The following is a 24,438-nucleotide window of genomic DNA, read 5'->3' on the forward strand; positions in this document are numbered from 1 at the left end:
GTAGAGCATCTGACTTTTAATCAGAGGGTCGACAGTTCGAGCCTGTCACGACTCATGCGTCAATTTTGCGGGTGTGGCGGAATTGGCAGACGCACTAGATTTAGGTTCTAGCGTTGAAAGACGTGGGGGTTCAAATCCCTTCACCCGCACCATTTATTTTTGCCGACTTAGCTCAGTTGGTAGAGCATCTGATTTGTAATCAGAGGGTCGGGCGTTCGAATCGTCTAGTCGGCACCATTTTTATGCGGAAGTAGTTCAGTGGTAGAACATCACCTTGCCATGGTGGGGGTCGCGGGTTCGAATCCCGTCTTCCGCTTGTTAATATTATTTGCCGGGGTGGCGGAACTGGCAGACGCACAGGACTTAAAATCCTGCGGTAAGTGATTACCGTACCGGTTCGATTCCGGTCCTCGGCATAATTATATTATTATGCACCCATAGCGCAATTGGATAGAGTGTCTGACTACGAATCAGAAGGTTGTAGGTTCGACTCCTACTGGGTGCATTTTTGTTTTATTTATCGGGAAGTAGCTCAGCTTGGTAGAGCACCTGGTTTGGGACCAGGGGGTCGCAGGTTCGAATCCTGTCTTCCCGATCATCCTCAGTTTTAAACAATCAGTTTTGTGTATTGTTTTCGGGAAGTAGCTCAGCTTGGTAGAGCACTACGTTCGGGACGTAGGGGTCGCAAGTTCGAATCTTGTTTTCCCGATATGAGTTAGATCAGTGAAACATGTTAATATAACAATTTAGAGTTAGCTCTAATTTGAGAATTGATGAAGGTCAGTTTTCAGATTAGAGCTTTTTACTTTTTAATAAGAGTAAGAGTTAGAAAGCAGCGATCAAATTCAGTTACTGCAAATTAATGATGGCAAAAGATAATTGGACATGGTAATGTGCAGATTATAAAATGAAATTAAGAAGTTAAACCAAAGATAGTTGGTGGATTTTTGCTAATAATAGAGAAGGGACTAGACTATCTTCAAAACCATGTGTGGTAAATATTTTGCAAATCCGAATTAATAACTTTGCTTTTTAGAAATTTTTTCGTATAATGAAAGTCAATATTAGTCAAATTCAAGGAGATGATTGCATGCAAGGTCAGAATATTTCAGATATTATTGAAAAATATCTGAAAAGTATCTTGGCTGATTCACGTCAAGTTGAAATCAGACGTTCTGAAATTGCTCAACTTTTTAATTGCGTACCATCTCAGATTAATTATGTAATCAACACACGTTTTACGATCCAAAATGGATATATAGTAAGAAGCAAACGCGGAGGCGGTGGTTATATCAGAATTGCAAAGGTAAATTTAGTTGAGGATTCCACTGTTTTAGATGATCTGCTTTCATTAATCGGTGACGAGATCGATCTGAATAAGGCTTTTCAAATTATTCAAAGCTTGTTTCAGGATGGTTTCTTATCACGAAGAGAAGCAAATATTATTCTAGCGTCAATTGATAGAAAAACATTAGCATTTGAGAGCCACAAACTTGAAAATGTTTTGCGAGCGCGTATCCTTGTAAATGTATTAAATCGTCTGCGTTACGATGATTAGAAAGTGAGGGCACAATTATGGATAACTTATTTACTCCCAGTGCAAGAAAGGTTTTGGTCTTAGCACAGGAACAGGCAAAGTATTTCCGGCACCAGGCAATTGGGACAGAACATCTGCTACTCGCTTTAACGCTTGAGGAAAATGGGATTGCGGCAAAAGTTTTAAAACAATTCATTGTGACAGAGACTGATGTGCGCGAAGAAATCGAACGACTTGCTGGTTATGGAACTTTGAAACGGACTAGCAAGGGTTATCTGCCGTATTCTCCGCGGGCGAAAGAGATTTTAGCGGTTGCTGGTGAAGAAGCCAAGCGAACCAACTCAATTAAAATTGGAACTGAGCATCTGTTATTGGCCCTGTTGCGAAACAACGACATACTGTCAACTCGAATCCTTCAAGGATTAAATGTTGATACTCGCAGAATGTATCAAGCAATTGTGCATAAATTGGGTCTTAGTGAAGCACAAATGAAGAAGTATGAAAAAAAGGCGACTAAATCTGCTGGAACACCAACGTTGAATTCATTAGCACGGGATTTAACCGAGCTAGCGCGTAAAAAGAAAATTGATCCCGTGATTGGGCGCGAAAAAGAAGTTAGACGCTTAATCCAAGTTTTAAGTAGACGAACCAAGAATAATCCAGTTTTACTGGGTGAACCTGGAGTTGGAAAAACGGCGATTGCTGAAGGTTTGGCCGAATACATTGTCAAGGGTGATGTTCCAGAGTCATTGCAAAACAAGCGCGTGATGATGCTGGATATGGGCTCATTAGTTGCAGGTACAAAGTATCGTGGTGAGTTTGAAGATCGTGTTAAAAAAATTATTGATGAGATTTATGCTGATGGACATGTAGTTCTCTTCATTGATGAGTTGCATACCTTGATTGGAGCTGGTGGAGCTGAAGGTGCAATTGATGCTTCTAATATTTTAAAACCAGCATTAGCACGAGGAGAAGTTCAAGTTATTGGTGCAACAACCTTGGATGAATTTCAAAAATATATTGAGACAGATTCTGCACTTGAACGGCGGTTTGCCAAGATATTAGTTGAAGAACCTTCTACTAAGGATACAGTTGCAATTCTTAAAGGATTGCGGCCGAGTTATGAAGAACATCATCAACTCAAAATCACAGATGAAGCACTTGAGGCAGCGGTCAGTTTAAGTGTCCGTTATATTTCGGATCGTTTCCTTCCTGACAAAGCAATCGATTTGATGGATGAAGCTGCAGCTCGTGTGCGGCTTGACAATGTTGGACAATCCAAGAAGATTGCTAACAAACAGGCTGCACTCAAGGAATTGGAAGGGCAAAAGATTGTGGCCCTCAGTGCAGAACAATTTGAAGAAGCTGCGGCAATTCGTAAGAAAGAATTACGTGCGAAACAGCAACTTGACAAGCTGACGGAAGCTGCAGCTGAAAAAAAGGGACAGTATGATACAAAAGTTACTGAAGAAGATGTAGCAGCAGTCGCTTCTGAGTGGACAGGTGTACCTTTGACACAAATGAAGAAAAAAGAATCAGAACGTTTGCTTGATTTGGAGAAAGTTCTTCATAAGCGAGTGATTGGTCAAGATGAAGCTGTTTCTGCAGTTTCACGCGCAATCAGACGAGCACGAAGCGGTTTGAAAGATCCTGATAGGCCCGTGGGCTCATTTATCTTCTTAGGACCGACAGGTGTCGGGAAGACTGAGTTAGCGAAGGCTTTGGCACAAGCGATGTTTGGTTCAGATGATGCAATGATCAGAATCGACATGAGTGAGTACATGGAGAAGTACGCAACTAGTCGTTTAATTGGCTCGCCTCCTGGCTACGTGGGTTATGAAGAAGGCGGACAGCTGACTGAGAAAGTTAGACAGCATCCTTACTCCGTAGTTTTATTTGATGAAATTGAAAAAGCACATCCAGATGTTTTCAATATTCTTTTGCAAGTGTTGGATGATGGTTATCTTTCAGATTCAAAAGGCAGACAAGTTGATTTTAGAAATACGATCATTATTATGACCTCTAACTTGGGTGCAACCGCACTTAGAGATGAAAAGGAAGTTGGTTTTGCAAGCGTCTCTGTGCAAGATAACTTTAAGGAGATGTCAAAGCGAATTCGCGAGATTCTTAAAAAGACATTTAGGCCCGAATTTCTCAACCGAATTGATGAAAATGTTATCTTCCACCCACTGAAGAAAGAAGAGCTGCATCAGATTGTCAAATTGATGGCGAAAGATTTGCTCGATCGTGTGCGTGAACAAAACGTGGAGATTAAAATTACTCCTGCTGCAATTGATGTTATCGGCAAGGCTGGTTTCGATCCGGAGTATGGTGCAAGACCAATTCGGCGAGCATTGCAGACAAGAGTCGAGGATCGTTTAAGTGAGTTATTGATTACCGGGCAAGTGAAAGTCGGCAGTAAAGTTACAATTGGTGCAAGCAAAGGCAAGATTAATTTCTCGGTAAAAGATGAAGATAACGATTCTAACAGAGGGCGCAACAAACAACTGACAAAATAATAAAATAAAGCTTTTTTCACCAAAAGGGTGTCGGTTTATGACATGCAAGTGCTAAGGGGTTGGATCAAAACATTAGTTTTGGACCAATCCCTTAGCTTTGTTTTGCAAGGCTTGTCCTAGTGTGGCATACCTCTGTGGATTTTTCCTTAAAATCAACATTAAACTTGACAGTCTTTAAAAAGCTTGTTATAGTAAGTAATTGCAAAACTGTGAAATATTTGACAGCTGTGATCTATTGTCCATAGTTGTCTTGATAGGAAGCAAAAATAGTGGTTATCACCCGTTGAGGTGTGTGCTGTTTTTGGTTTTTTTTTGCCAAAAAAACAATAAATTTGCAATTTGTAATCAAATTGTAATATTTGTTTGATGGCTGTCGCAGAAAAATTTTGAGAGGTGAACAACTTGGCAGGACATTTAGTAAAATACGGTAAACACCGTACCCGTAGAAGTTACGCACGGATCAAAGAAGTTTTGGATTTACCAAATCTGATCGAGATTCAAACGGATTCCTACAAATGGTTCTTAGATGAAGGTCTGCGTGAAATGTTTGAAGACATTATGCCAATCGAAGACTTTGCTGGTAACTTGTCACTAGAATTCGTTGATTATCAATTACTGGAGCCAAAATATACGGTCGAAGAAGCCCGGCAGCATGATGCGAATTATTCCGCACCGTTGCATGTTACTTTGAATTTGATTAATCATGAGACTGGTGAGATCAAATCCCAAGACGTTTTCTTTGGTGATTTTCCGTTAATGACCGAACAAGGAACGTTCATTATTAATGGGGCAGAACGTGTAATTGTTTCCCAGTTAGTGCGTTCACCAGGGGTCTATTACAACTCTGAACTTGATAAAAATGGTCGCGAAAATTACGGAACGACAGTTATTCCTAATAGGGGTGCTTGGCTTGAGTACGAAACTGACTCAAAAAACATTGCCTATGTGCGAATTGACCGTACCCGTAAGATTCCACTAACAGAGCTGATTCGTGCTTTAGGTTATAGCACAGATGACGAAATTATCAAATTGTTAGGTGAAAACGACAGTTTGATGTTGACACTTGAAAAAGATGTGCATAAAAATGCCGATGATTCGCGGGTAGTCGAGTCTTTGAAAGACATTTACGAACGGTTACGTCCAGGTGAACCTAAGACAGCGGATAGTTCCAGAAGTTTGCTGACTGCGCGTTTCTTTGATCCAAAGCGCTATGATCTTGCACCTGTAGGGCGTTACAAGATCAATAAAAAATTGAATTTAAAAACACGCTTACTGAATCTGACTTTGGCTGAAACCTTAGCTGATCCAGAAACAGGCGAGATTATTGTTAATAAAGATACTGTTTTGGATAAGCATGTTATGGAAAAATTAGCACCTTATTTGGAACGAAATGACTTTAAGACGGTTGTCTTCCATCCTTCAGAAGAAGGGGTGGTTACCAATCCAATGACGCTGCAGATGATTAAAGTGTATTCTCCTAATGATCCTGACAGAGTAGTTAATATGATTGGCAATGGAAATATTGATCTTAAATTCAAACACATTTTGCCGGCTGACATTATTGCCTCAATGAATTATTTCTTCAACTTACAAGAAGGAATTGGCGTGGTTGATGATATTGATCATTTAGGTAATCGTCGGATTCGTTCAGTTGGTGAATTACTGCAAAATCAGTTTAGAATTGGGTTATCTCGGATGGAACGTGTTGTGCGTGAAAGAATGTCGATTCAAGATACCTCGACTGTTACACCACAGCAATTGATTAATATTCGCCCAGTTGTTGCTTCTATTAAAGAATTCTTTGGTAGTTCTCAACTTTCACAATTCATGGATCAGACTAATCCGTTGGGTGAATTAACGCATAAACGGCGTTTGTCAGCCTTAGGACCGGGTGGCTTGACACGTGATCGTGCGGGTTATGAGGTTCGTGATGTGCATTATACGCATTACGGTCGGATGTGCCCAATTGAAACTCCTGAAGGTCCTAATATTGGACTGATTAATAGTTTGTCATCATATGCACGGGTTAACAAATACGGGTTTATTGAGACTCCATATCGGCGTGTTTCATGGACGACGCATAAAGTTACAGATAAAATTGATTATCTGACCGCGGATGAAGAAGATAATTATGTAATTGCACAGGCTAATTCACCATTAAATGATGATGGTTCATTTGTTGATAATGTTGTTATGGCCCGTAGTAAGAGTGAAAATATTGAAATTACTGTCGACAAAGTCGATTATATGGATGTTTCTCCTAAACAAGTTGTAGCCGTTGCGACTGCATGTATTCCATTCTTGGAAAATGATGACTCCAATCGTGCGTTAATGGGGGCCAACATGCAGCGTCAGGCGGTTCCATTGTTAGATCCACATGCTCCACTTGTAGGAACTGGGATTGAGTATAAGACTGCGCATGATTCCGGGGTAGCTTTAATTAGCAAACATGCTGGAAACGTTGAATATGTCGATGCACGTGAAATTCGTGTGCGCCGCGAAGATGGTTCACTTGATAAGTACAAGCTGATGAAGTTCCGGCGTTCAAATGGCGGCAAGAACTATAACCAACGTCCGATTGTTAAAGTTGGCGATCATGTTGATCCAGATGAAATTCTTGCAGATGGGCCATCCATGGAAGGCGGAGAGCTTGCCTTAGGTCAAAATCCATTAATTGCTTTCATGACTTGGGATGGTTACAACTTCGAAGATGCAATTGCAATTAATGAACGTTTGGTAAAAGAAGATGTCTATACTTCGATTCATATTGAAGAACATGAATCAGAAGCACGTGATACAAAGCTAGGGCCGGAAGAAATGACCCGTGAAATTCCTAATGTCGGAGAAGATGCACTAAAAGATCTTGATGAATTTGGAATTGTACGGATTGGGGCTGAAGTTCATGATGGCGATATTCTAGTCGGTAAGGTAACTCCAAAAGGGGTTACTGAATTATCAGCTGAAGAACGTTTATTGCACGCTATCTTTGGTGAAAAAGCACGCGAAGTTCGGGATACCTCCTTACGTGTACCGCATGGTGGCGGTGGAATTGTACAGGACGTGAAAATCTTTACGCGTGAAGCTGGAGATGAACTTTCACCAGGTGTGAATATGATGGTTCGTGTTTATATTGCACAAAAACGTAAGATTCAAGTTGGTGACAAGATGGCCGGACGGCATGGTAATAAAGGAACGGTTTCAATCGTTATTCCTGAAGAAGATATGCCATTTATGCCTGATGGAACTCCTGTTGATATTATGCTTAGCCCAATGGGTGTGCCTTCACGTATGAATATCGGACAAGTTCTTGAACTGCATTTAGGAATGGCTGCACGCAAACTTGGAATCCATGTTGCTTCTCCTGTTTTTGATGGGGCACAGGATAATGATATCTGGGCGGCTATTAAAGAAGCTGGCATGGCTAGCGATGGCAAGTCAGTACTTTATGACGGTCGGACAGGTGAACCCTTTGATAATCGAATTGCTGTAGGTGTGATGTACTACATGAAGCTTGCGCATATGGTTGATGATAAGATCCATGCACGTTCGATCGGACCGTACTCACTTGTAACTCAGCAACCTTTAGGAGGGAAAGCTCAGTTTGGTGGTCAGCGTTTTGGTGAAATGGAAGTTTGGGCTTTGGAAGCATATGGTGCTGCATATACACTGCAAGAAATCATGACGTATAAGTCAGATGATGTTGTTGGTCGTGTTAAGACTTATGAAGCAATCGTTAAGGGCGAACCGATTCCAAAACCAGGAGTTCCGGAATCATTCCGTGTACTAGTAAAGGAAATGCAGTCCCTTGGCTTGGACATGAAAGTCTTGGACAATGAAAAACAAGAAATCGAGTTGCGTGATATGGACGACGATGATGATGAGGTTGTTAACGTCGATGCATTAAGTAAGCTTGCTAAAGAACAAGCAGAAAAGAAAGCACAAGATGCAGTTGGAGACACGGAAAAGGCTGAAACAAAGACCGAAAATTAATTTTTTTCAAGTCGTTGGACCTTTTCGCACTGAAATCAACTAGATGAAAGGGAGGTCGGTCTTTTGATCGATGTCAATAAATTCGATAGTATGCAAATCGGTTTGGCTTCGTCTGACAAGATCCGCAGTTGGTCATATGGAGAAGTAAAGAAACCGGAGACAATTAACTACCGCACACTTAAACCGGAAAGAGACGGTTTATTTGACGAAAGAATCTTTGGCCCTACTAAAGATTGGGAATGTGCCTGCGGGAAGTACAAACGAATTCGCTATAAAGGAATTGTTTGTGACCGTTGTGGTGTAGAAGTTACACGTTCAAAAGTACGGCGTGAACGAATGGGACACATTGAACTTGCTGCCCCTGTTACTCATATCTGGTATTTCAAGGGGATTCCTAGCAGAATGGGCTTAGTGCTCGATATGAGTCCTAGAGCGTTGGAAGAAGTCATTTATTTTGCTTCTTATGTAGTGACGGAACCAGGAAATACTCCGCTTGAAAAGAAACAATTGTTAACCGAGCGAGAATATCGTGAAAAACGTGAACAGTATGGACAAGAATTCAAGGCTGGAATGGGTGCAGAAGCAATTAGAACCCTGTTGCAAGATGTTGGTCTTGAAAAAGAATGTAAAGAATTAAAAGAAGAGTTAAAGGAAGCTACCGGGCAAAAAAGAACACGTGCGGTTCGCCGTCTGGATATTTTGGAGGCTTTCTTACAGTCAGGCAATGAACCAGCTTGGATGGTCATGGATGCAATTCCAGTAATTCCACCCGATTTGCGTCCAATGGTGCAGCTGGAAGGCGGGCGTTTTGCAACTTCCGATCTAAATGATTTGTACCGGCGTGTAATTAACCGTAATAATCGTTTGAAGAGACTGCTTGATTTAAATGCTCCTGGAATCATCGTGCAAAACGAAAAACGGATGCTACAAGAAGCTGTCGATGCTTTAATTGATAATGGTCGTCGTGGACGTCCGGTCACAGGACCTGGTAATCGTCCATTGAAATCTTTGTCTCACATGCTGAAAGGAAAGCAAGGACGTTTCCGTCAAAACTTGCTGGGTAAACGTGTAGATTATTCTGGACGTTCAGTTATTGATGTCGGACCGAAATTAAAGATGAACCAAATGGGGATTCCACATGAAATGGCTTTAGAGCTCTTTAAGCCATTCATGATGAAAGAACTTGTTAAACGTGAGATGGCATCAAATATCAAGAATGCCAAACGTAAAATTGATCGGCGTGATGAAGATATTTGGGATGTACTTGAAGACGTCATTAAAGAGCATCCGGTGCTGTTAAACCGCGCACCTACACTTCATCGCCTGGGAATTCAGGCCTTTGAGCCGACATTGGTGAATGGTAAAGCGATGCGCTTGCATCCTTTAGCTTGCGAAGCTTACAATGCCGATTTTGATGGTGATCAGATGGCGATCCATGTGCCACTTTCAGACGAAGCTCAGGCTGAAGCACGTTTGTTGATGCTTGCGGCTCATCACATTCTTGCACCTAAGGATGGTAAACCAATTGTGACACCATCTCAGGATATGGTAATTGGTAACTACTACATGACCGTTGAAGAGACTAAACGCGAAGGCGAAGGCATGATCTTCAAAGATGTCAACGAAGTCAGAGCGGCTTATCTGAGTAATTATGTGCATTTGCATACGCGAATTGGACTGCAGACTTCATCGTTAGCTGCAACTGGCAAACCGTTCACTGATTGGCAAAAAGAACGAATCATGGTCACAACGGTTGGTAAAGCAATTTTCAACGAAATTTTACCGCTTGATTTTCCATACTTGAATGAGCCTACAGCTGCGAACTTGACAGGTGGGATTCCGGATAAGTACTTTGTTGACCCGGGAGTTGATATTCATCAATTCTTAGCTGAACAAGAACTGGTTTCACCATTTAAAGCTGGTTTTTTGAGTGATATTATCGCTGAAGTTTACAAGAAGTTCAAAGTTACAGAAACTTCTAAGCTGCTTGATCGTCTCAAGGATCTTGGCTACTATGAATCTACTAAATCAGGATTGACAGTGGGAATTGCTGATGTCACAGATTTGAAGGAAAAACCAGAAATTATCGACAATGCCCATAAAGCTGTGGATAATGTCGCTAAGCAGTTCAGAAGAGGTTTGATCACAGAAGACGAACGCTATGAACGGGTTATTGCAATTTGGAACAATGCTAAGGATCAGATTCAAGAGAAACTGGTTCAAAATATGAATCCAAGAAACCCAATTCAAATGATGTCAGATTCAGGTGCTCGTGGTAATATCTCTAACTTTACCCAGCTTGCTGGGATGCGTGGCTTAATGGCTGCTCCTAATGGCAAGACAATGGAACTGCCAATCATTGCGAACTTCCGTGAAGGCCTTTCTGTGATGGAAATGTTTATTTCAACTCATGGGGCGCGTAAAGGAATGACTGATACTGCGTTGAAGACTGCTGATTCCGGTTATCTGACACGTCGTTTGGTTGATGTTGCACAAGATGTTATTATTCGCGAAAAAGATTGTGGAACCGATCGTGGTTTAGATGTGACTGCTATCCGTGAAGGCAACGAACTAATCGAACCATTGTATGATCGAATCTTAGGCCGCTATACAATTAAGGAAGTAAAAGATCCTCAAAGTGGTGCAATCATTGCTCCTAAGAATGTTTTAGTTGACGAAGATCTTGCACAAAAGATTGTGGATGCAGGAGTTGAAAAGGTTACGATTCGTTCTGCGTTTACATGTAATACACGTCACGGTGTTTGTGAACATTGTTATGGTCGCAATATGGCCACAGGGGATGAGGTTGAAGTTGGTGAAGCAGTAGGAACAGTTGCTGCTCAGTCGATTGGTGAGCCTGGTACTCAGTTGACGATGCGGACCTTCCATACTGGTGGGGTTGCTGGAGACGATATTACACAAGGTCTTCCACGTGTTCAGGAAATTTTTGAAGCGCGTAACCCTAAAGGACGTGCCGAAATTTCTGAAGTTACCGGAACAATTGAAGCAATTGAGGAAAACCCTGCTGAACGGACAAAGGAAGTTACAGTTAAGGGTGAGACTGATACCCGGACGTACAGTTTGCCATTTACTTCAGTATTGAAGGTTAGTGAAGGAGAAAAAATTCACCGTGGTGATCCATTAACGGTTGGGTCAATTGATCCTAAGCAATTAATTCAAGTTCGTGATGTGCTCTCTACTGAAAATTATATCCTGCGTGAAGTTCAAAAGGTTTATCGGATGCAAGGGGTGGAAATTTCAGATAAGCACGTTGAGGTAATGGCGCGGCAGATGCTCAGAAAAGTTCGGATTATGGATCCAGGCGATACAGATCTCTTACCAGGAACCTTAATGGATATTATTGATTTCAGAGATCGCAACTACGATACTTTGATCAAAGGTGGAATTCCAGCAACTTCACGTCCTGTCTTACTGGGAATTACGAAAGCATCGCTGGAAACAAATAGTTTCTTGTCAGCGGCTTCCTTCCAGGAAACAACGCGTGTATTGACCGATGCTGCTATTCGCGGTAAGAATGATCCACTGGTTGGTTTGAAGGAAAATGTTATCATTGGTAAGATTATTCCTGCAGGAACCGGGATGCCAGTTTATCGCCAAATTAAGCCTAAAGAAGTCGGAGCAGTTTCAGAAAATGTCTATTCGATTTCCGATTTGGAAAAGAAGATGAAGGCTGAAGAAGGCCAAACACAAGATACAAATAAATAATTTTTTAAGACAATGCTCATTAACTGCAGTTAGTCTGACTTAAATAAAAGCAATCTAGTTTAAAGGGTTAGTTACCAGACCTTTAAGCTAGATTTTTTTTTAGCGAAAATAGGATGGATAACCTAGTTCGAATGAAAGGATAGCATCCTTAATTCAAACTAGAATTGGGTGAAATACTCTCTGATGGAAGTCAACTGCGACAACTAGCACAGCCCCGCTGAAAATTGACGTCGGGTGAGATTTTGCTTGACGAAGGCAATCATTATTAAAAAGATTCTCTGGTTCAAAATGAAAGGTTGAAAAAGATGAATCAGCTAGTTTGATATTGGAACTTCAGGAGGACGGATGAGACACGATACTACGGTTATACTTCATAGTTGGTGGGTTATGTTAAAGCTTTTCAAAAATTGAGGTACGCTTTAAACAGCTTGCACAAAAAGACGCTTGTTTATATACTGGGCTTGCCGGAAGGAAGATGCATGCGCGTCCGGTTGCAGATGAAATCCTTGCTGAAAAAGCGATTGCTACCGTACGAAATGGACTTGGCAAAGCGAGATTAAAGAATGGAGGAAGCAAAGTGAAGTATATGATTTGTGTTGACATTGGCACAACTAGTACTAAAGCGGTGTTATATGATCTGAAAGGAAACGTTAAGCAGTCAGCTAACAGTGAGTACCAATTGTATCAAACTGAACCAGAAATGGCAGAAGAGGATCCAGAGGAGATACTTGCTGCAGTAATTGAAGTCTTGCAGCGAGTTGTTCAAGGTGCAAAACTTAATCCAGGTGAATTACAAGGGATCAGTTTTTCTGCTGCAATGCACAGTTTGATTTTGGTTGATCATGAAAACAAGTTATTAACACGGGCAATCACGTGGGCTGATAATCGAGCTGCTAAATATAGCAAAGAATTATTAGCTCAAGGAGTTGGGCAACAGATTTATGCACATACAGGAACGCCTATTCATCCCATGGCGCCGCTTTCAAAAATAATTTGGTTGCGCAATGAAAAAAAAGACCTTTTTCAAAAAGCAGCCTATTTTATTGATATTAAGACCTATGTTTTTTATCAATTATTTCATGTTTATCGGATGGAATACTCACTTGCCTCGGCGACAGGTCTCTTCAATATCTTTACTTTAGATTGGGATGAACAGGCACTGGCAGTAGCTGGAATTGAACGTAGTCAGCTCCCAAAACTGGTGTCACCGACTGCCAGTATTCAAGGGCTAGCTGAAATTTATTGTAAAGCTATCGGAATTAGCGCGGATGTTCCTTTTATCTACGGTGCCAGCGATGGAGTCTTGTCAAATTTAGGTGTAAATGCAATTGACCCGGGGGTTTTGGCAGTGACAATTGGAACTAGTGGCGCTGTCCGAACAGTGCTGGATCATCCTGTAGTCGATCCGCAAGGACGGCTGTTTTGCTACGCATTGACGAAAGATAAGTGGGTAGTTGGAGGTCCCGTAAATAATGGGGGGATCGTTTTTCGCTGGGTACGCGATCAGTTATTTGCACCTGAAAAGACTCCAGTCAAACAGCTTCAAGTTCCTACTTATGAAGCTTTAACGCAGATTGCAAGTGAAATTCCAGCTGGAGCTGACGGATTACTTTTTCATCCTTATTTAGGAGGGGAACGTGCCCCCTTGTGGAACGCTGACGCGCGTGGTTCTTTTTTTGGTTTGACGCGGCAACATACACGGGCACATCTGGTTAGAGCTGCTTTAGAAGGAATTGTTTACAATTTATATATGGTAGTGTTAATGATCGAAAAAGTCAGTGGAAAACCAACCCGCATTCAGGCGACAGGAGGGTTTGCACAATCTGAGCTATGGCGACAAATTTTGGCAGATGTGTTTGAACAGCAGGTGACAATTCCAGCAAGTTTTGAGAGTTCTTGCTTAGGAGCGGCAGTGTTAGGAATGTACAGCTTAAAGTTAGTAGATAGCTTGAATGTAGTTAAGAAAATGGTGGGCGTGACGCATGTACATACTCCTAAAGCAGAAAATTTTGCAGTTTATCGTGAATTACTTCCAATTTGGATCCGGCTTGCGCATGCAGTCAGCCCAGAATATAGTGCAATTGCAGCCTTTCAGCGAAAACATTTAAAAGCTAAATGAGCACGAGCAGGCAGAGAATTTAGCAGCAATGATCAATAAATGATTGCACCTGGACGGACCGAATTATTTTGAATTCGGGATTAAAACAGTTTTAAGCCGGCACTTGAAAATTTATTTTTAGTTAGCAGTCGAAAAACGTTAATTGTCAGTTGGCAGTAGCTTAAACGATTAGGAAAAAGAGGAGGATTCCACTCGAGAGGTACGGGATAAATGGAATCTCTTTTTTTAAAGAAAAATAATTAAAGCAAAGTGCGCCTAATGAGGCAAATAGACAAGTAAAGAGAGTTGCAAGAGTACCAAAAGCGAGCATAACAAATAAGAGGTAGTATAGATCAGCAGAACCCATTTTTTTGAGCAGCACCAGTAAGAGTAACAAAGCAGCCAGTGGTAAAATGATCCCCCAGTCATTTAAAAGCTTTTTTTGGACGACAAATGAAATGCTTAGCATTAAAAAGGCCCCTCCTAGGAGGAATGTAGCTGAAACTGTCCGGCTGTAATAATCTTGCATACTTAAAATGAGAGACCATAACGCAACTATAAATAGAAAAAGAAATGATATCGGGTTTGCATGCCAAAAAAGCAGTACAGAATATCCCCCGAATAAGAGCTCTACCACTGTACTAGTGCGCGCAATCTGCTGACCGCAAAAAAAGCAATGACCGCGTTGTAGACAAAAGCTAAGCAGCGGAATAAGTTGATAAAGTTTAAGACGATGATGGCAATGTTCACAGAAAGAAGATGGCACAAAAAGTGAAATTGAATGGGCGAAGCGCCAGCCACAGCAAACGGAAAAAGACGCGCAACTTGACCCTAATAAAAAAATAAGCAAAAAAAGAAAGACTGTTTTCATTGAATTCCCTCCTTAGTTTTAAGATACGTTAAATGAGGTGATTATTTTTTTATTGACTTGTTGACAGCACAACATCAGCGTGGTAACCTGTAAAAGGTGCTTTATGTAGACAGTTCTTCCGTTTGTGGAACATGCTGACTGTGTTGCGTTAGCATACAATTGCAAACATTTGGGCATTATTTTTTTGTGAAAAAATGGTCCGCCTGGATGTGTGTACTTAAAAAGGTAAATCAAAGAAAGGAGGAAGCTTTAGATGCCAACAATTAATCAATTAATTCGTAAAGGGCGTAAGTCTAAAGGTTCAAAATCTGATTCCCCAGCTTTAAACTTCGGATATAACAGTTATAAGAGAGTACAGACAAATAATCCTGCACCACAAAAACGTGGAGTTGCAACTCGTGTCGGCACAATGACACCTAAGAAACCTAACTCTGCTTTGCGTAAGTATGCACGTGTACGTTTGTCAAACCTGATTGAGGTTACAGCATATATTCCCGGAATTGGTCACAATTTACAGGAACATAGTGTTGTTTTAATTCGTGGAGGTCGTGTTAAGGATCTTCCTGGTGTTCGTTACCATATTGTGCGTGGTGCTTTGGATACGGCTGGTGTTACAGATCGTAAACAAGGACGTTCTAAGTATGGTACCAAGAGACCTAAGAAATAAATTTGGATTGGTTTAAGGAGGTTATTTAGATGCCAAGAAAAGGTGCAATTTCAAAGCGTGAAGTACTCCCAGATCCAATTTACAAGTCTAAATTGGTCACACGCTTAATCAACCGTTTGATGGTTGATGGAAAACGGGGAACGGCTTCAAAAATTTTGTACGCAGCATTTGATCAAGTTAAGGAACAAACAGGCAATGAACCTTTAGATGTTTTCGAAGAAGCAATGAAGAATGTAATGCCTGTCCTTGAAGTTAAGGCTCGTCGTGTTGGTGGATCAAACTATCAGGTTCCAATCGAAGTTCGTCCGGAAAGACGTTCTACATTGGCTTTAAGATGGTTGGTTAACTACTCACGTCTGCGTGGCGAACACACAATGTCAGAACGTTTGGCAAAAGAAATTGTTGATGCAGCTAATAATACTGGTGCATCAGTTAAAAAACGTGAAGATACCCACAAGATGGCGGATGCTAACCGTGCATTTGCGCATTATCGCTGGTAATTTTTAAAAAATGGCTATTATATGATTTCAGGAAATCCACAGGAAATCCTATAGTAGTCATTTTTTTGAGAAAGCTGGTTAGATGCTCGTATACTGCTAAGTAGATTTGGAAGGAGAAAACTCTCAAATGGCTAATAAACGTGAATTTCCGTTAGAAAAGACGCGTAATATCGGAATTGTTGCCCACATTGATGCTGGGAAGACAACGACGACTGAGCGTATCCTGTACTACACTGGTAAAATCCACAAAATCGGTGAAACCCATGAAGGTGCTTCACAAATGGACTGGATGGCGCAAGAACAGGAACGTGGAATTACAATTACGTCTGCAGCAACGACTGCTCAATGGAAAGATCATCGCATTAACATCATCGATACCCCAGGACACGTTGACTTTACAGTTGAAGTTGAACGTTCACTCCGTGTGCTTGATGGTGCTGTGGTAGTTCTTGATGCACAATCCGGGGTTGAACCTCAGACTGAAAATGTTTGGCGTCAAGCTACTACCTATGAAGTACCAAGAATTGTTTTTGTCAATAAAATGGATAAAATTGGGGCTAACTTTGACTATTCAGTTAGCACAATTAAGGATCGTTTGCAGGCAAATGCGGTTGCAATTCAGATGCCAATCGGTGCTGAAGATAATTTCGAAGGTGTCATTGATTTAATCGAAATGAAGGCCGACATTTATGATGAAGACAAGCTGGGTGCAAAATGGGATACTGTTGACATTCCAGATGAATATAAAGAAGACGCTCAGGCACGTCGTGAAGCAATGATCGAAGCAATTGCTGATGTTGACGATGGAATTATGGAAAAATACCTTGGTGGCGAAGCAATTTCAAACGATGAACTTAAGAATGCGATTCGTAAAGCTACTTTGGGCTTAGAGTTATTCCCAGTTCTTGCAGGCTCTGCTTTTAAGAATAAAGGTGTCCAAATGATGTTGGATGCTGTTAACGATTATCTGCCATCTCCACTGGATGTTAAGCCATATAAGGCTACTGATCCTGACAGCGGCGAAGAAGTCGAATTGATTGCCGGTGATGACAAACCTTTTGCTGGACTGGCTTTCAAAATTGCAACTGATCCATTCGTTGGACGTTTAACATACCTACGTGTCTATACCGGAACACTTGAAGCAGGTTCTTATGTTCTGAACGCAACCAAAGACAAACGTGAACGTGTTGGGCGTTTGTTGCAAATGCATTCAAATCACCGTAAAGAAATTCCTGAAGTATTTTCAGGTGATATCGCTGCTGCGATTGGTTTGAAAGATACAACTACGGGTGATTCTTTAACGGACGTCAAGCGTCCATTGATCCTTGAATCTATGGAATTCCCAGACCCAGTTATTCAAGTTTCAATTGAACCAAATACAAAAGCTGATCAAGACAAGATGGACGTTGCTTTGCAAAAACTTGCAGAAGAAGATCCAACTTTCAAGGCTGAAACTAACCCAGAAACAGGCGAAACCTTGATTTCTGGAATGGGCGAATTGCATTTGGATATCATTGTTGACCGTATGAGACGTGAATTCAAGGTTGCAGCTAAAGTAGGTGAACCTCAAGTTGCTTACCGTGAAACATTTACCAAGCAGGTTTCAACTCAAGGTAAATTCGTCCGTCAGTCTGGTGGTAAAGGACAATATGGTGATGTTTGGGTTGAATTTACACCTAACGAAGAAGGCAAAGGCTTTGAATTTGAAAATGCCATCGTTGGTGGGGTAGTTCCGCGGGAATATATTCCATCAGTAGAGCAAGGCTTGAAGGAATCAATGCAAAATGGTGTTCTTGCAGGATACCCATTAATTGATGTTAAAGCTAAGTTATATGATGGTAGTTACCATGATGTCGATTCTAGTGAAGCAGCCTTCAAAGTTGCTGCATCATTGGCATTACGTAATGCTGCTAAAAAGGCCGGAGCTGTGATTCTTGAACCGATTATGCGGGTTGAAATTGTCACACCTGAAGATTACTTAGGTGATGTTATGGGACATGTCACAGCACGTCGTGGACGTGTTGAAGGAATGGAAGCTCATGGCAATGCTCAGGTTGTTAAGGCTTTTGTACCATTGGCTGAAATGTTTGGTTATGCGACTGTGTTGCGTTCTTCAACACAGGGTCGTGGGACATTTACAATGACAATGGACCATTACGAACCAGTTCCAAAGTCAATTCAAGAAGAAATCATTAAGAAAAATGGCGGTAATGCTTAGAAATTTCTAAAGCATAACGGTCACTAGGTTAACTAGGAAAGAGAGTGTGACATAAGTCGGGAAAATTTGAGTACTAACTCGAAATTACGAACATAGCGAGTACTTTGCTATGAGTAATTGGAAAGTCAGACGGAAGATTTTTGACTTACGGAACACGTTTATCCGGAATAAAAGAGAGGGGCGGTGACAAAATTCAACTTTTGTCACAGCCCCTTTTTTTGATACTTACAGCAGTCCTCAAAAGAAAATGAACAGTTTGCACAGACTAAAGCAAAGTCCAACCTAATTAAAAAAACACCTTGCATTCTGAGAGGAAAAAAGGTATCATAGTTAGGTACTTGTCTAGGGATTAAGTGCGCACAAAAAGAAGAACGCTGAGCAATGATGTTGAAGGTTGCGACACACCCGGGAGCTTTGCCATGGGGTGGGTTGGGAATTTCGACGGAGCTAGTCTTGTTTTTAAAATAGACGAAGGAGGGAACACAATGGCAAAACAAAAGATTCGTATTCGTTTGAAGGCATACGAGCATCGCATTTTAGATCAGTCAGCTGACAAGATTGTCGAGACAGCAAAGAGAACTGGTGCAGCAATCGCGGGTCCAATTCCGTTACCAACGGAACGTACATTATATACGGTTATTCGTTCACCGCATAAGTATAAGGATTCTCGTGAACAATTCGAGATGCGGACACATAAACGTTTGATTGATATTGTAAATCCAACACCAAAGACAGTTGATTCATTAATGAAACTGGACTTGCCTAGCGGTGTGGATATTGAAATCAAGTTATAATTTTAGTGCAAACAAATAAATTTATTGGAGGTGTACTCATGACCACAAAAGGAATCTTAGGTAAAAAAGTAGGTATGACACAAGTCTTTACTGAAAACGGAGAATTAGTTCCCGTAACAGTTGTTGAAGTTGGAGGAAATGTTGTCTTGCAAGTTAAAACCGTTGAAAATGATGGTTACGAAGCAATTCAATTAGGCTTTGATGATTTACGTGAAGTCTTGTCAAACAAGCCTGCTAAAGGTCATGCAGCAAAAGCAAAAACTGCTCCTAAGCGCTTCATTCGTGAGATTAGCGATGTAACGCTGGGAGATTACAAAGTCGGAGATGAAGTTAAGGCAGACGTCTTTGAACCCGGTGACATCGTTAGTGTTACAGGTACATCAAAGGGCCATGGCTTCCAAGGTAACATTAAACGCTGGGGACAATCACGCGGACCAATGGCTCATGGTTCTCGTTATCATCGTCGTCCTGGTTCAATGGGTGTTATTATCAACCGTGTTTTCAAAGGTAAACTTCTTCCAGGCCGAATGGGTGGAAAACGGGTTACGATCAAGAATCTTGAAATCGTTAAGGCTGATACCGAAAACAACGTTCTGTTGATTAAGGGTAACGTCCCAGGAGCAAACAAGTCATTAGTTACGATTACAGGGAACGTAAAAGAAAAATAAAGAGGAAGGAGGAATTTTAAATGCCAAAAGTTACATTATATAAGCAAGATGGCAGTCAAAATGGTGAGGTTTCTTTGAATGAAGGAATTTTTGGAATCGAACCTAATAATAATGTCGTTTTTGATGCAGTTGTTATGCAACGTGCATCACGTCGTCAGGGAACACATGCTGTTAAAAACAGAAGTGCAGTTTCCGGGGGCGGAAAGAAGCCATGGCGGCAAAAAGGAACAGGGCGTGCGCGTCAAGGATCAATTCGCTCACCACAATGGGTTGGTGGTGGAACTGTCTTTGGCCCGACACCTCGTTCATACAGCTACAAACTTCCAAGGAAGGTTCGTCGCTTAGCAATCAGATCTGTCCTTTCTCAAAAGGTGCTTGATGAAAGCTTAGTGGTGGTTGACAAATTAGCATTTGAACAACCAAAGACAAAATCCTTTGCAGAAGTATTGGACAACTTAGATGTTAAGACAAAAGTATTAGTAGTTCTTGAAGATGGTAACGACTTAGCTGCACTTTCAGCGCGTAACTTGAAAAACGTTACGGTCATCGATGCAAAAGGCGTGAATGTCTTAGATGTTATCGACAATGATAAGTTGGTCTTGACTCAAGAAGCTCTTTCTCAAGTAGAGGAGGTTCTTGCATAATGGATGCACGCGATGTGATTTTAAAACCAGTTATTACTGAAGCTTCAACTGATCAAATGGATTCGAAACGCTACACTTTTGATGTAGCAGTAACTGCTACCAAAATACAGGTTAAAAAAGCGGTTGAAGAAATTTTTGATGTTAAAGTTGTTAAAGTTAACATTATGAACGTTAAAGGTAAAATGAAGCGAATGGGACGCTACGCTGGATACACCAAAAAGCGTCGTAAAGCGATTGTTACTTTGAGCGCTGATTCAAAAGAAATCAAATTATTCGAAAAATAAAAATTAATTAGGAGGGAATTCACGTGGGGATCAAAAAATTTAAACCGACCACAAACGGACGTCGTAACATGACCGGTTCAGATTTTTCTGAGATTACAAAAACAGTGCCAGAAAAATCATTACTTGAATCGCAAAGTAAGACAGCCGGACGTAATAGTTACGGCCGGATTACTGTACGTCATCGTGGTGGCGGCCACAAACGTCAATATCGTTTGATTGATTTCAAACGAATTAAAGACGAAGTGCCAGCAACAGTTAAGGCAATCGAATACGATCCAAACCGTTCTGCTAATATCGCACTTTTGGTTTATGCAGATGGAATTAAGTCGTATATTCTTGCACCTAAAGGCCTTGAAGTAGGTCAAATTGTTGAATCTGGTAAAGAAGTTGATATTAAGGTTGGAAACACCTTACCACTGGGAAGCATTCCAGTTGGTACAGTGATTCACAATATTGAACTTAAACCAGGAAAAGGCGGACAACTTGTACGTTCAGCTGGTACCTCGGCTCAATTGCTTGGTAAAGAAGGTAAGTATGTTTTAGTTCGTTTAACTTCGGGTGAAGTTCGAATGGTACTTGCAACTTGCCGTGCAACAATTGGTGCAGTTGGAAATGAACAGCATGAACTTATTAAAATTGGTAAAGCTGGTCGGACACGTTGGGCTGGCAAACGTCCTACAGTTCGTGGATCTGTTATGAACCCTAACGATCATCCACACGGTGGTGGTGAAGGTAAAGCTCCTGTTGGACGTCCAAGCCCAATGTCACCATGGGGTAAGAAAACTATGGGTTACAAGACACGTTCTAAGAAAGCTCAGTCAGACAAGTTTATCGTACGTAAACGTAATAAGTAGCCACCAAGCTGCTTAATAATCAGATGATCCGAAAGGAGGATTCACTTTGAGTCGTAGTTTGAAAAAAGGACCTTTTGCTGATGCACATTTGATGAAAAAAATCGAAGCGCAGGCAGATCAAGAAAAGAAATCCGTCATCAAAACATGGTCTCGTCGTTCAACAATTTTCCCAAGCTTTATTGGTTACACAATTGCAGTATATGATGGTCGCAAGCATGTGCCCGTATATATTCAAGAAGATATGGTAGGCCATAAGCTGGGTGAATTTGTGCCAACACGGACTTTCCATGGTCATGGCAACGTAGATAAGAAAACGGCAGTTAAGTAAGGGAGGATAATAAAATGGCTGAACAGGTAACATCAGCAAGGGCAATTGCCACCACAGTTCGCATTCCTGCGCGTAAAGCGCGCCTTGTGATCGATTTGATTCGTGGCAAGAGTGTAGCTGAAGCCTTAGGGATTTTAAAATTCACTCCTAGAGCTGGCTCCCCGATCATTGAAAAAGTTTTAAAATCAGCAATTGCAAATGCAGAAAATAACTTTGATTTAGACGTTGAAGATTTGTTTGTAAGCGAAGCCTATGTCAACGAAGGACCTACGCTCAAGCGTTTCCGTCCCCGTGCAAAGGGTTCAGCTTCTCCAATCAACAAGCGTACAAGTCATATTACTGTAGTTGTATCCGTAAAATAAGGAGGGATAATGCGTGGGTCAAAAAGTAAATCCAACGGGATTACGTGTTGGAATCATTCGTGACTGGGATGCTAAGTGGTATGCTGAAAAAGATTATGCAGCAAACTTGCACGAAGATTTGCACATCCGTAAATATATTGCAACTAAATTAGCCGATGCAGCTGTCTCTACCGTTGAAATTGAACGTGCCGCAAAGCGTGTTAATATTTCAATCCATACTGCAAAACCTGGTATGGTAATCGGTAAAGGCGGATCAGAGGTTGAAAAGCTTCGTAAAGAATTAAACGAATTAACAGGTAAGAGAGTTCACATTAACATTGTTGAAATCAAAAAACCTGATTTGGATGCTAAGCTTGTGGGCGAAAATGTTGCGGTTCAGCTTGAAAACCGTGTGGCATTCCGTCGTGCAATGAAGCAAGGTATTCAACGTACAATGCGTGCCGGCGCAAAGGGCATCAAAGTTCAAGTTGCTGGCCGTTTGAATGGTGCGGACATGTCACGTGTTGAACATTTTTCTGAAGGAACTGTTCCTTTGCACACATTGCGTGCAGATGTTGACTATGCATGGACCGAAGCTCAGACTACTTATGGTAAATTAGGCGTTAAAGTTTGGATTTACCGTGGGGAAGTTTTACCTGCTAGGAAAGAAAATAGCAAAGGAGGGAAATAACCTATGTTAGTACCAAAACGTACAAAGCATCGTCGCGAATTTCGTGGCAAGATGCGTGGTGAAGCTAAGGGTGGTAAGTCGATTGCCTTTGGAGAATATGGCTTGCAAGCTGTTGATTCTCATTGGATCACGAACCGTCAAATTGAAGCTTGTCGTGTCGCAATGACACGTTACATGAAACGTGGTGGGAAAGTTTGGATTAAAATTTTCCCTCACAAGTCATACACAGCAAAAGCAATTGGTGTTCGTATGGGTTCTGGGAAAGGTGCTCCCGAAGGTTGGGTAGCTCCTGTCAAACGTGGTAAGATTTTATTTGAAATCGGTGGGGTTTCTGAAGAAGTTGCCCGCGAAGCATTACGTTTAGCTTCCTACAAGCTCCCAATCAAGACCAAGTTTGTAAAACGTGAGGAAGTAGGTGGCGAATCAAATGAAGACTAAAGAAATTAACGAATTAACCACTACTGAAATGCTTGAAAAAGAGAAGCAGTTCAAGGAAGAATTATTTAACTTGCGTTTCCAATTAGCTACCGGACAATTGGAAAATACTGCTCGTTTGAAAGAAGTACGTAAAACAATTGCGCGTCTTAAGACCGCATTGCGTCAACAAGAATTAAACAAATAGAATACGAAGAAGGAGGAAAATAAAGTATGGCTGAAACTCGTAACCAGCGTAAAGTCTATCAAGGACGTGTTGTTTCGGACAAAATGGACAAAACAATCTCTGTTGTTGTTGAAACCTACAAGACTCACAAGACATACAACAAACGTGTTAAGTATTCCAAGAATTTTAAGGCACATGATGAAAACAACGAAGCAAAGGTTGGAGACATCGTCAGGATTATGGAAACTCGTCCATTGTCAGCTACGAAACGGTTCCGTTTATTAGATATCGTTGAAAAAGCAGTTATTATCTAGGTTACTTTGTTCCTAGTTAAAAATACTTTGATTCGTATTCTGATTTGTTAACGAAAGGAGGTCACATACAGTGATCCAACAAGAAAGTCGTTTAAAAGTCGCTGATAATTCTGGAGCACGTGAAATCTTGGTAATCAAAATTTTAGGTGGTTCACGTGTAAAAACTGCGAATATCGGTGATATTATCGTTGCTACTGTCAAACAAGCAACACCAGGTGGCGTTGTCAAAAAGGGTGACGTTGTTAAGGCCGTTGTTGTGCGTACTAAGTTTGGTACACATCGTACAGACGGTTCTTACATCAAATTCGACGAAAATGCTGCTGTGGTAATTGGTGATGACAAAGCACCAAAAGGCACACGTATTTTCGGACCAGTTGCTCGTGAGTTGCGTGATGGAAACTTCATGAAGATTGTTTCCCTGGCACCTGAAGTATTGTAATAAACCAACGTTGGCAAGGAGGTGCAAATCTAAATGTTCGTTAAAAAGAATGATAAGGTTAAAGTGATTGCCGGTAAAGATAAGGGTAAGACTGGTACGATCGAAAAAGTTTTTGCTAGCAAAGACCGGGTGATCGTAAAAGGTGTGAATATCATTAAAAAACACCAAAAGCCAAGTAATGCGAACCCAAATGGTGGAATCGTCGAGGTTGAAGCACCGATCCATGTTTCTAATGTTATGCTGGTTGACTTGTCTAATGATGAGGCTACTCGTGTTGCAAACAAGATCGTTGACGGCAAAAAAGTGCGAGTTTCCAAAAAAACTGGTAAAGCGCTAGACAAGTAGGCAGGAAAG

At 41.2% G+C, this 24,438-nt stretch carries 22 protein-coding genes, 7 tRNA genes and 1 pseudogene; 28 read left to right on the plus strand and 2 right to left on the minus strand.

Going from position 1 to position 24,438, the window contains the following annotated elements; translation table 11 throughout:
• The first annotated feature begins 67 nt into the window (after window positions 1-67).
• The 12 genes from FD50_RS07450 (at window position 68) to gntK (ending at window position 13,891) form a co-directional block, all read left to right on the plus strand.
• A tRNA-Leu gene (locus FD50_RS07450) sits at window positions 68-152 on the plus strand.
• A 9-nt stretch (window positions 153-161) separates the two neighbouring features.
• Window positions 162-237: transfer RNA gene (locus FD50_RS07455), tRNA-Thr, on the plus strand.
• A 7-nt stretch (window positions 238-244) separates the two neighbouring features.
• Window positions 245-316: transfer RNA gene (locus FD50_RS07460), tRNA-Gly, on the plus strand.
• Window positions 317-330: 14 nt separating this feature from the next.
• Window positions 331-416: transfer RNA gene (locus FD50_RS07465), tRNA-Leu, on the plus strand.
• A gap of 15 nt (window positions 417-431) precedes the next feature.
• Window positions 432-505, plus strand: a tRNA-Arg gene (locus tag FD50_RS07470).
• Between the two features lie 16 nt (window positions 506-521).
• A tRNA-Pro gene (locus tag FD50_RS07475) sits at window positions 522-595 on the plus strand.
• 40 nt (window positions 596-635) lie between these two features.
• Window positions 636-709: transfer RNA gene (locus tag FD50_RS07480), tRNA-Pro, on the plus strand.
• Window positions 710-1,090: 381 nt separating this feature from the next.
• A complete protein-coding gene (locus tag FD50_RS07485) occupies window positions 1,091-1,558 on the plus strand; it encodes a CtsR family transcriptional regulator (protein ID WP_054757885.1) in 468 nt (155 codons plus the stop codon).
• Window positions 1,559-1,575: 17 nt separating this feature from the next.
• On the plus strand, window positions 1,576-4,056 hold the full coding sequence (locus FD50_RS07490) for an ATP-dependent Clp protease ATP-binding subunit (protein WP_056960996.1): 2,481 nt from the start codon (window positions 1,576-1,578) through the stop codon (window positions 4,054-4,056).
• Between the two features lie 393 nt (window positions 4,057-4,449).
• Entirely contained in the window at window positions 4,450-8,046 is a 3,597-nt protein-coding gene (gene rpoB / locus FD50_RS07495; protein ID WP_156653517.1) for a DNA-directed RNA polymerase subunit beta, read from the plus strand.
• 63 nt (window positions 8,047-8,109) lie between these two features.
• Window positions 8,110-11,772, plus strand: a complete 3,663-nt coding sequence (rpoC, locus tag FD50_RS07500) for a DNA-directed RNA polymerase subunit beta' (RefSeq protein WP_056960998.1) — start codon at window positions 8,110-8,112, stop codon at window positions 11,770-11,772.
• A gap of 577 nt (window positions 11,773-12,349) precedes the next feature.
• The gene (gene gntK, locus FD50_RS07505) at window positions 12,350-13,891 is read left to right on the plus strand and encodes a gluconokinase (RefSeq protein WP_056961041.1); all 1,542 of its coding nucleotides are present in this window, start codon (window positions 12,350-12,352) and stop codon (window positions 13,889-13,891) included.
• A gap of 160 nt (window positions 13,892-14,051) precedes the next feature.
• Here gntK and FD50_RS12945 read toward each other — a convergent pair whose 3' ends face one another.
• The gene (locus tag FD50_RS12945) at window positions 14,052-14,339 is read right to left on the minus strand and encodes a hypothetical protein (RefSeq protein ID WP_056960999.1); all 288 of its coding nucleotides are present in this window, start codon (window positions 14,337-14,339) and stop codon (window positions 14,052-14,054) included.
• 132 nt (window positions 14,340-14,471) lie between these two features.
• Window positions 14,472-14,741 (minus strand): annotated as a pseudogene (locus tag FD50_RS13075) (prepilin peptidase); the annotation flags it as partial.
• Window positions 14,742-14,994: 253 nt separating this feature from the next.
• Here FD50_RS13075 and rpsL point away from each other — a divergent pair.
• The 16 genes from rpsL to rplX all read left to right on the plus strand — a co-directional run bounded on the left by rpsL (window position 14,995) and on the right by rplX (window position 24,429).
• On the plus strand, window positions 14,995-15,408 hold the full coding sequence (gene rpsL, locus FD50_RS07515; RefSeq protein ID WP_056961000.1) for a 30S ribosomal protein S12: 414 nt from the start codon (window positions 14,995-14,997) through the stop codon (window positions 15,406-15,408).
• A 29-nt stretch (window positions 15,409-15,437) separates the two neighbouring features.
• Window positions 15,438-15,908, plus strand: a complete 471-nt coding sequence (gene rpsG, locus FD50_RS07520; protein ID WP_056961001.1) for a 30S ribosomal protein S7 — start codon at window positions 15,438-15,440, stop codon at window positions 15,906-15,908.
• Window positions 15,909-16,035: 127 nt separating this feature from the next.
• Window positions 16,036-18,126 carry an elongation factor G gene (gene fusA, locus FD50_RS07525; protein WP_056961002.1) on the plus strand — a complete coding sequence of 697 codons (2,091 nt, stop codon included), beginning with the start codon at window positions 16,036-16,038 and terminating at the stop codon, window positions 18,124-18,126.
• 485 nt (window positions 18,127-18,611) lie between these two features.
• Window positions 18,612-18,920, plus strand: a complete 309-nt coding sequence (gene rpsJ / locus FD50_RS07530; RefSeq protein WP_054756437.1) for a 30S ribosomal protein S10 — start codon at window positions 18,612-18,614, stop codon at window positions 18,918-18,920.
• 38 nt (window positions 18,921-18,958) lie between these two features.
• Entirely contained in the window at window positions 18,959-19,588 is a 630-nt protein-coding gene (gene rplC, locus FD50_RS07535) for a 50S ribosomal protein L3 (RefSeq protein WP_056961003.1), read from the plus strand.
• 20 nt (window positions 19,589-19,608) lie between these two features.
• The gene (gene rplD / locus FD50_RS07540; RefSeq protein ID WP_054756439.1) at window positions 19,609-20,232 is read left to right on the plus strand and encodes a 50S ribosomal protein L4; all 624 of its coding nucleotides are present in this window, start codon (window positions 19,609-19,611) and stop codon (window positions 20,230-20,232) included.
• Entirely contained in the window at window positions 20,232-20,516 is a 285-nt protein-coding gene (rplW, locus tag FD50_RS07545; protein WP_054756440.1) for a 50S ribosomal protein L23, read from the plus strand. The genes rplD and rplW overlap by 1 nt, the downstream gene beginning before the upstream one ends.
• Before the next feature lie 23 nt (window positions 20,517-20,539).
• Window positions 20,540-21,370 carry a 50S ribosomal protein L2 gene (rplB, locus tag FD50_RS07550; protein WP_056961004.1) on the plus strand — a complete coding sequence of 277 codons (831 nt, stop codon included), beginning with the start codon at window positions 20,540-20,542 and terminating at the stop codon, window positions 21,368-21,370.
• A gap of 46 nt (window positions 21,371-21,416) precedes the next feature.
• The gene (rpsS, locus tag FD50_RS07555; protein WP_054756442.1) at window positions 21,417-21,698 is read left to right on the plus strand and encodes a 30S ribosomal protein S19; all 282 of its coding nucleotides are present in this window, start codon (window positions 21,417-21,419) and stop codon (window positions 21,696-21,698) included.
• Window positions 21,699-21,712: 14 nt separating this feature from the next.
• Window positions 21,713-22,060: a 50S ribosomal protein L22 gene (gene rplV, locus FD50_RS07560; RefSeq protein ID WP_056961005.1), complete on the plus strand. Its 348-nt coding sequence runs from the start codon at window positions 21,713-21,715 to the stop codon at window positions 22,058-22,060.
• Window positions 22,061-22,073: 13 nt separating this feature from the next.
• A complete protein-coding gene (rpsC, locus tag FD50_RS07565) occupies window positions 22,074-22,730 on the plus strand; it encodes a 30S ribosomal protein S3 (RefSeq protein WP_054756444.1) in 657 nt (218 codons plus the stop codon).
• A 3-nt stretch (window positions 22,731-22,733) separates the two neighbouring features.
• Complete coding sequence (gene rplP, locus FD50_RS07570; protein WP_056961006.1) at window positions 22,734-23,168, plus strand: 50S ribosomal protein L16; 435 nt, start codon at window positions 22,734-22,736, stop codon at window positions 23,166-23,168.
• Window positions 23,158-23,352, plus strand: a complete 195-nt coding sequence (gene rpmC, locus FD50_RS07575) for a 50S ribosomal protein L29 (RefSeq protein ID WP_054756446.1) — start codon at window positions 23,158-23,160, stop codon at window positions 23,350-23,352. The genes rplP and rpmC overlap by 11 nt, the downstream gene beginning before the upstream one ends.
• 26 nt (window positions 23,353-23,378) lie before the next feature.
• Complete coding sequence (gene rpsQ, locus FD50_RS07580) at window positions 23,379-23,645, plus strand: 30S ribosomal protein S17 (RefSeq protein ID WP_054756447.1); 267 nt, start codon at window positions 23,379-23,381, stop codon at window positions 23,643-23,645.
• Window positions 23,646-23,715: 70 nt separating this feature from the next.
• Window positions 23,716-24,084 (plus strand): 50S ribosomal protein L14, encoded by a 369-nt coding sequence (gene rplN / locus FD50_RS07585; RefSeq protein WP_054756448.1) that lies wholly within the window; start codon window positions 23,716-23,718, stop codon window positions 24,082-24,084.
• Between the two features lie 33 nt (window positions 24,085-24,117).
• The gene (rplX, locus tag FD50_RS07590) at window positions 24,118-24,429 is read left to right on the plus strand and encodes a 50S ribosomal protein L24 (RefSeq protein ID WP_056961007.1); all 312 of its coding nucleotides are present in this window, start codon (window positions 24,118-24,120) and stop codon (window positions 24,427-24,429) included.
• The last annotated feature ends 9 nt before the right edge of the window (window positions 24,430-24,438 follow it).

Origin of the sequence: Liquorilactobacillus satsumensis DSM 16230 = JCM 12392 (assembly GCF_001435195.1) — a bacterium.
Classification (GTDB): domain Bacteria; phylum Bacillota; class Bacilli; order Lactobacillales; family Lactobacillaceae; genus Liquorilactobacillus; species Liquorilactobacillus satsumensis.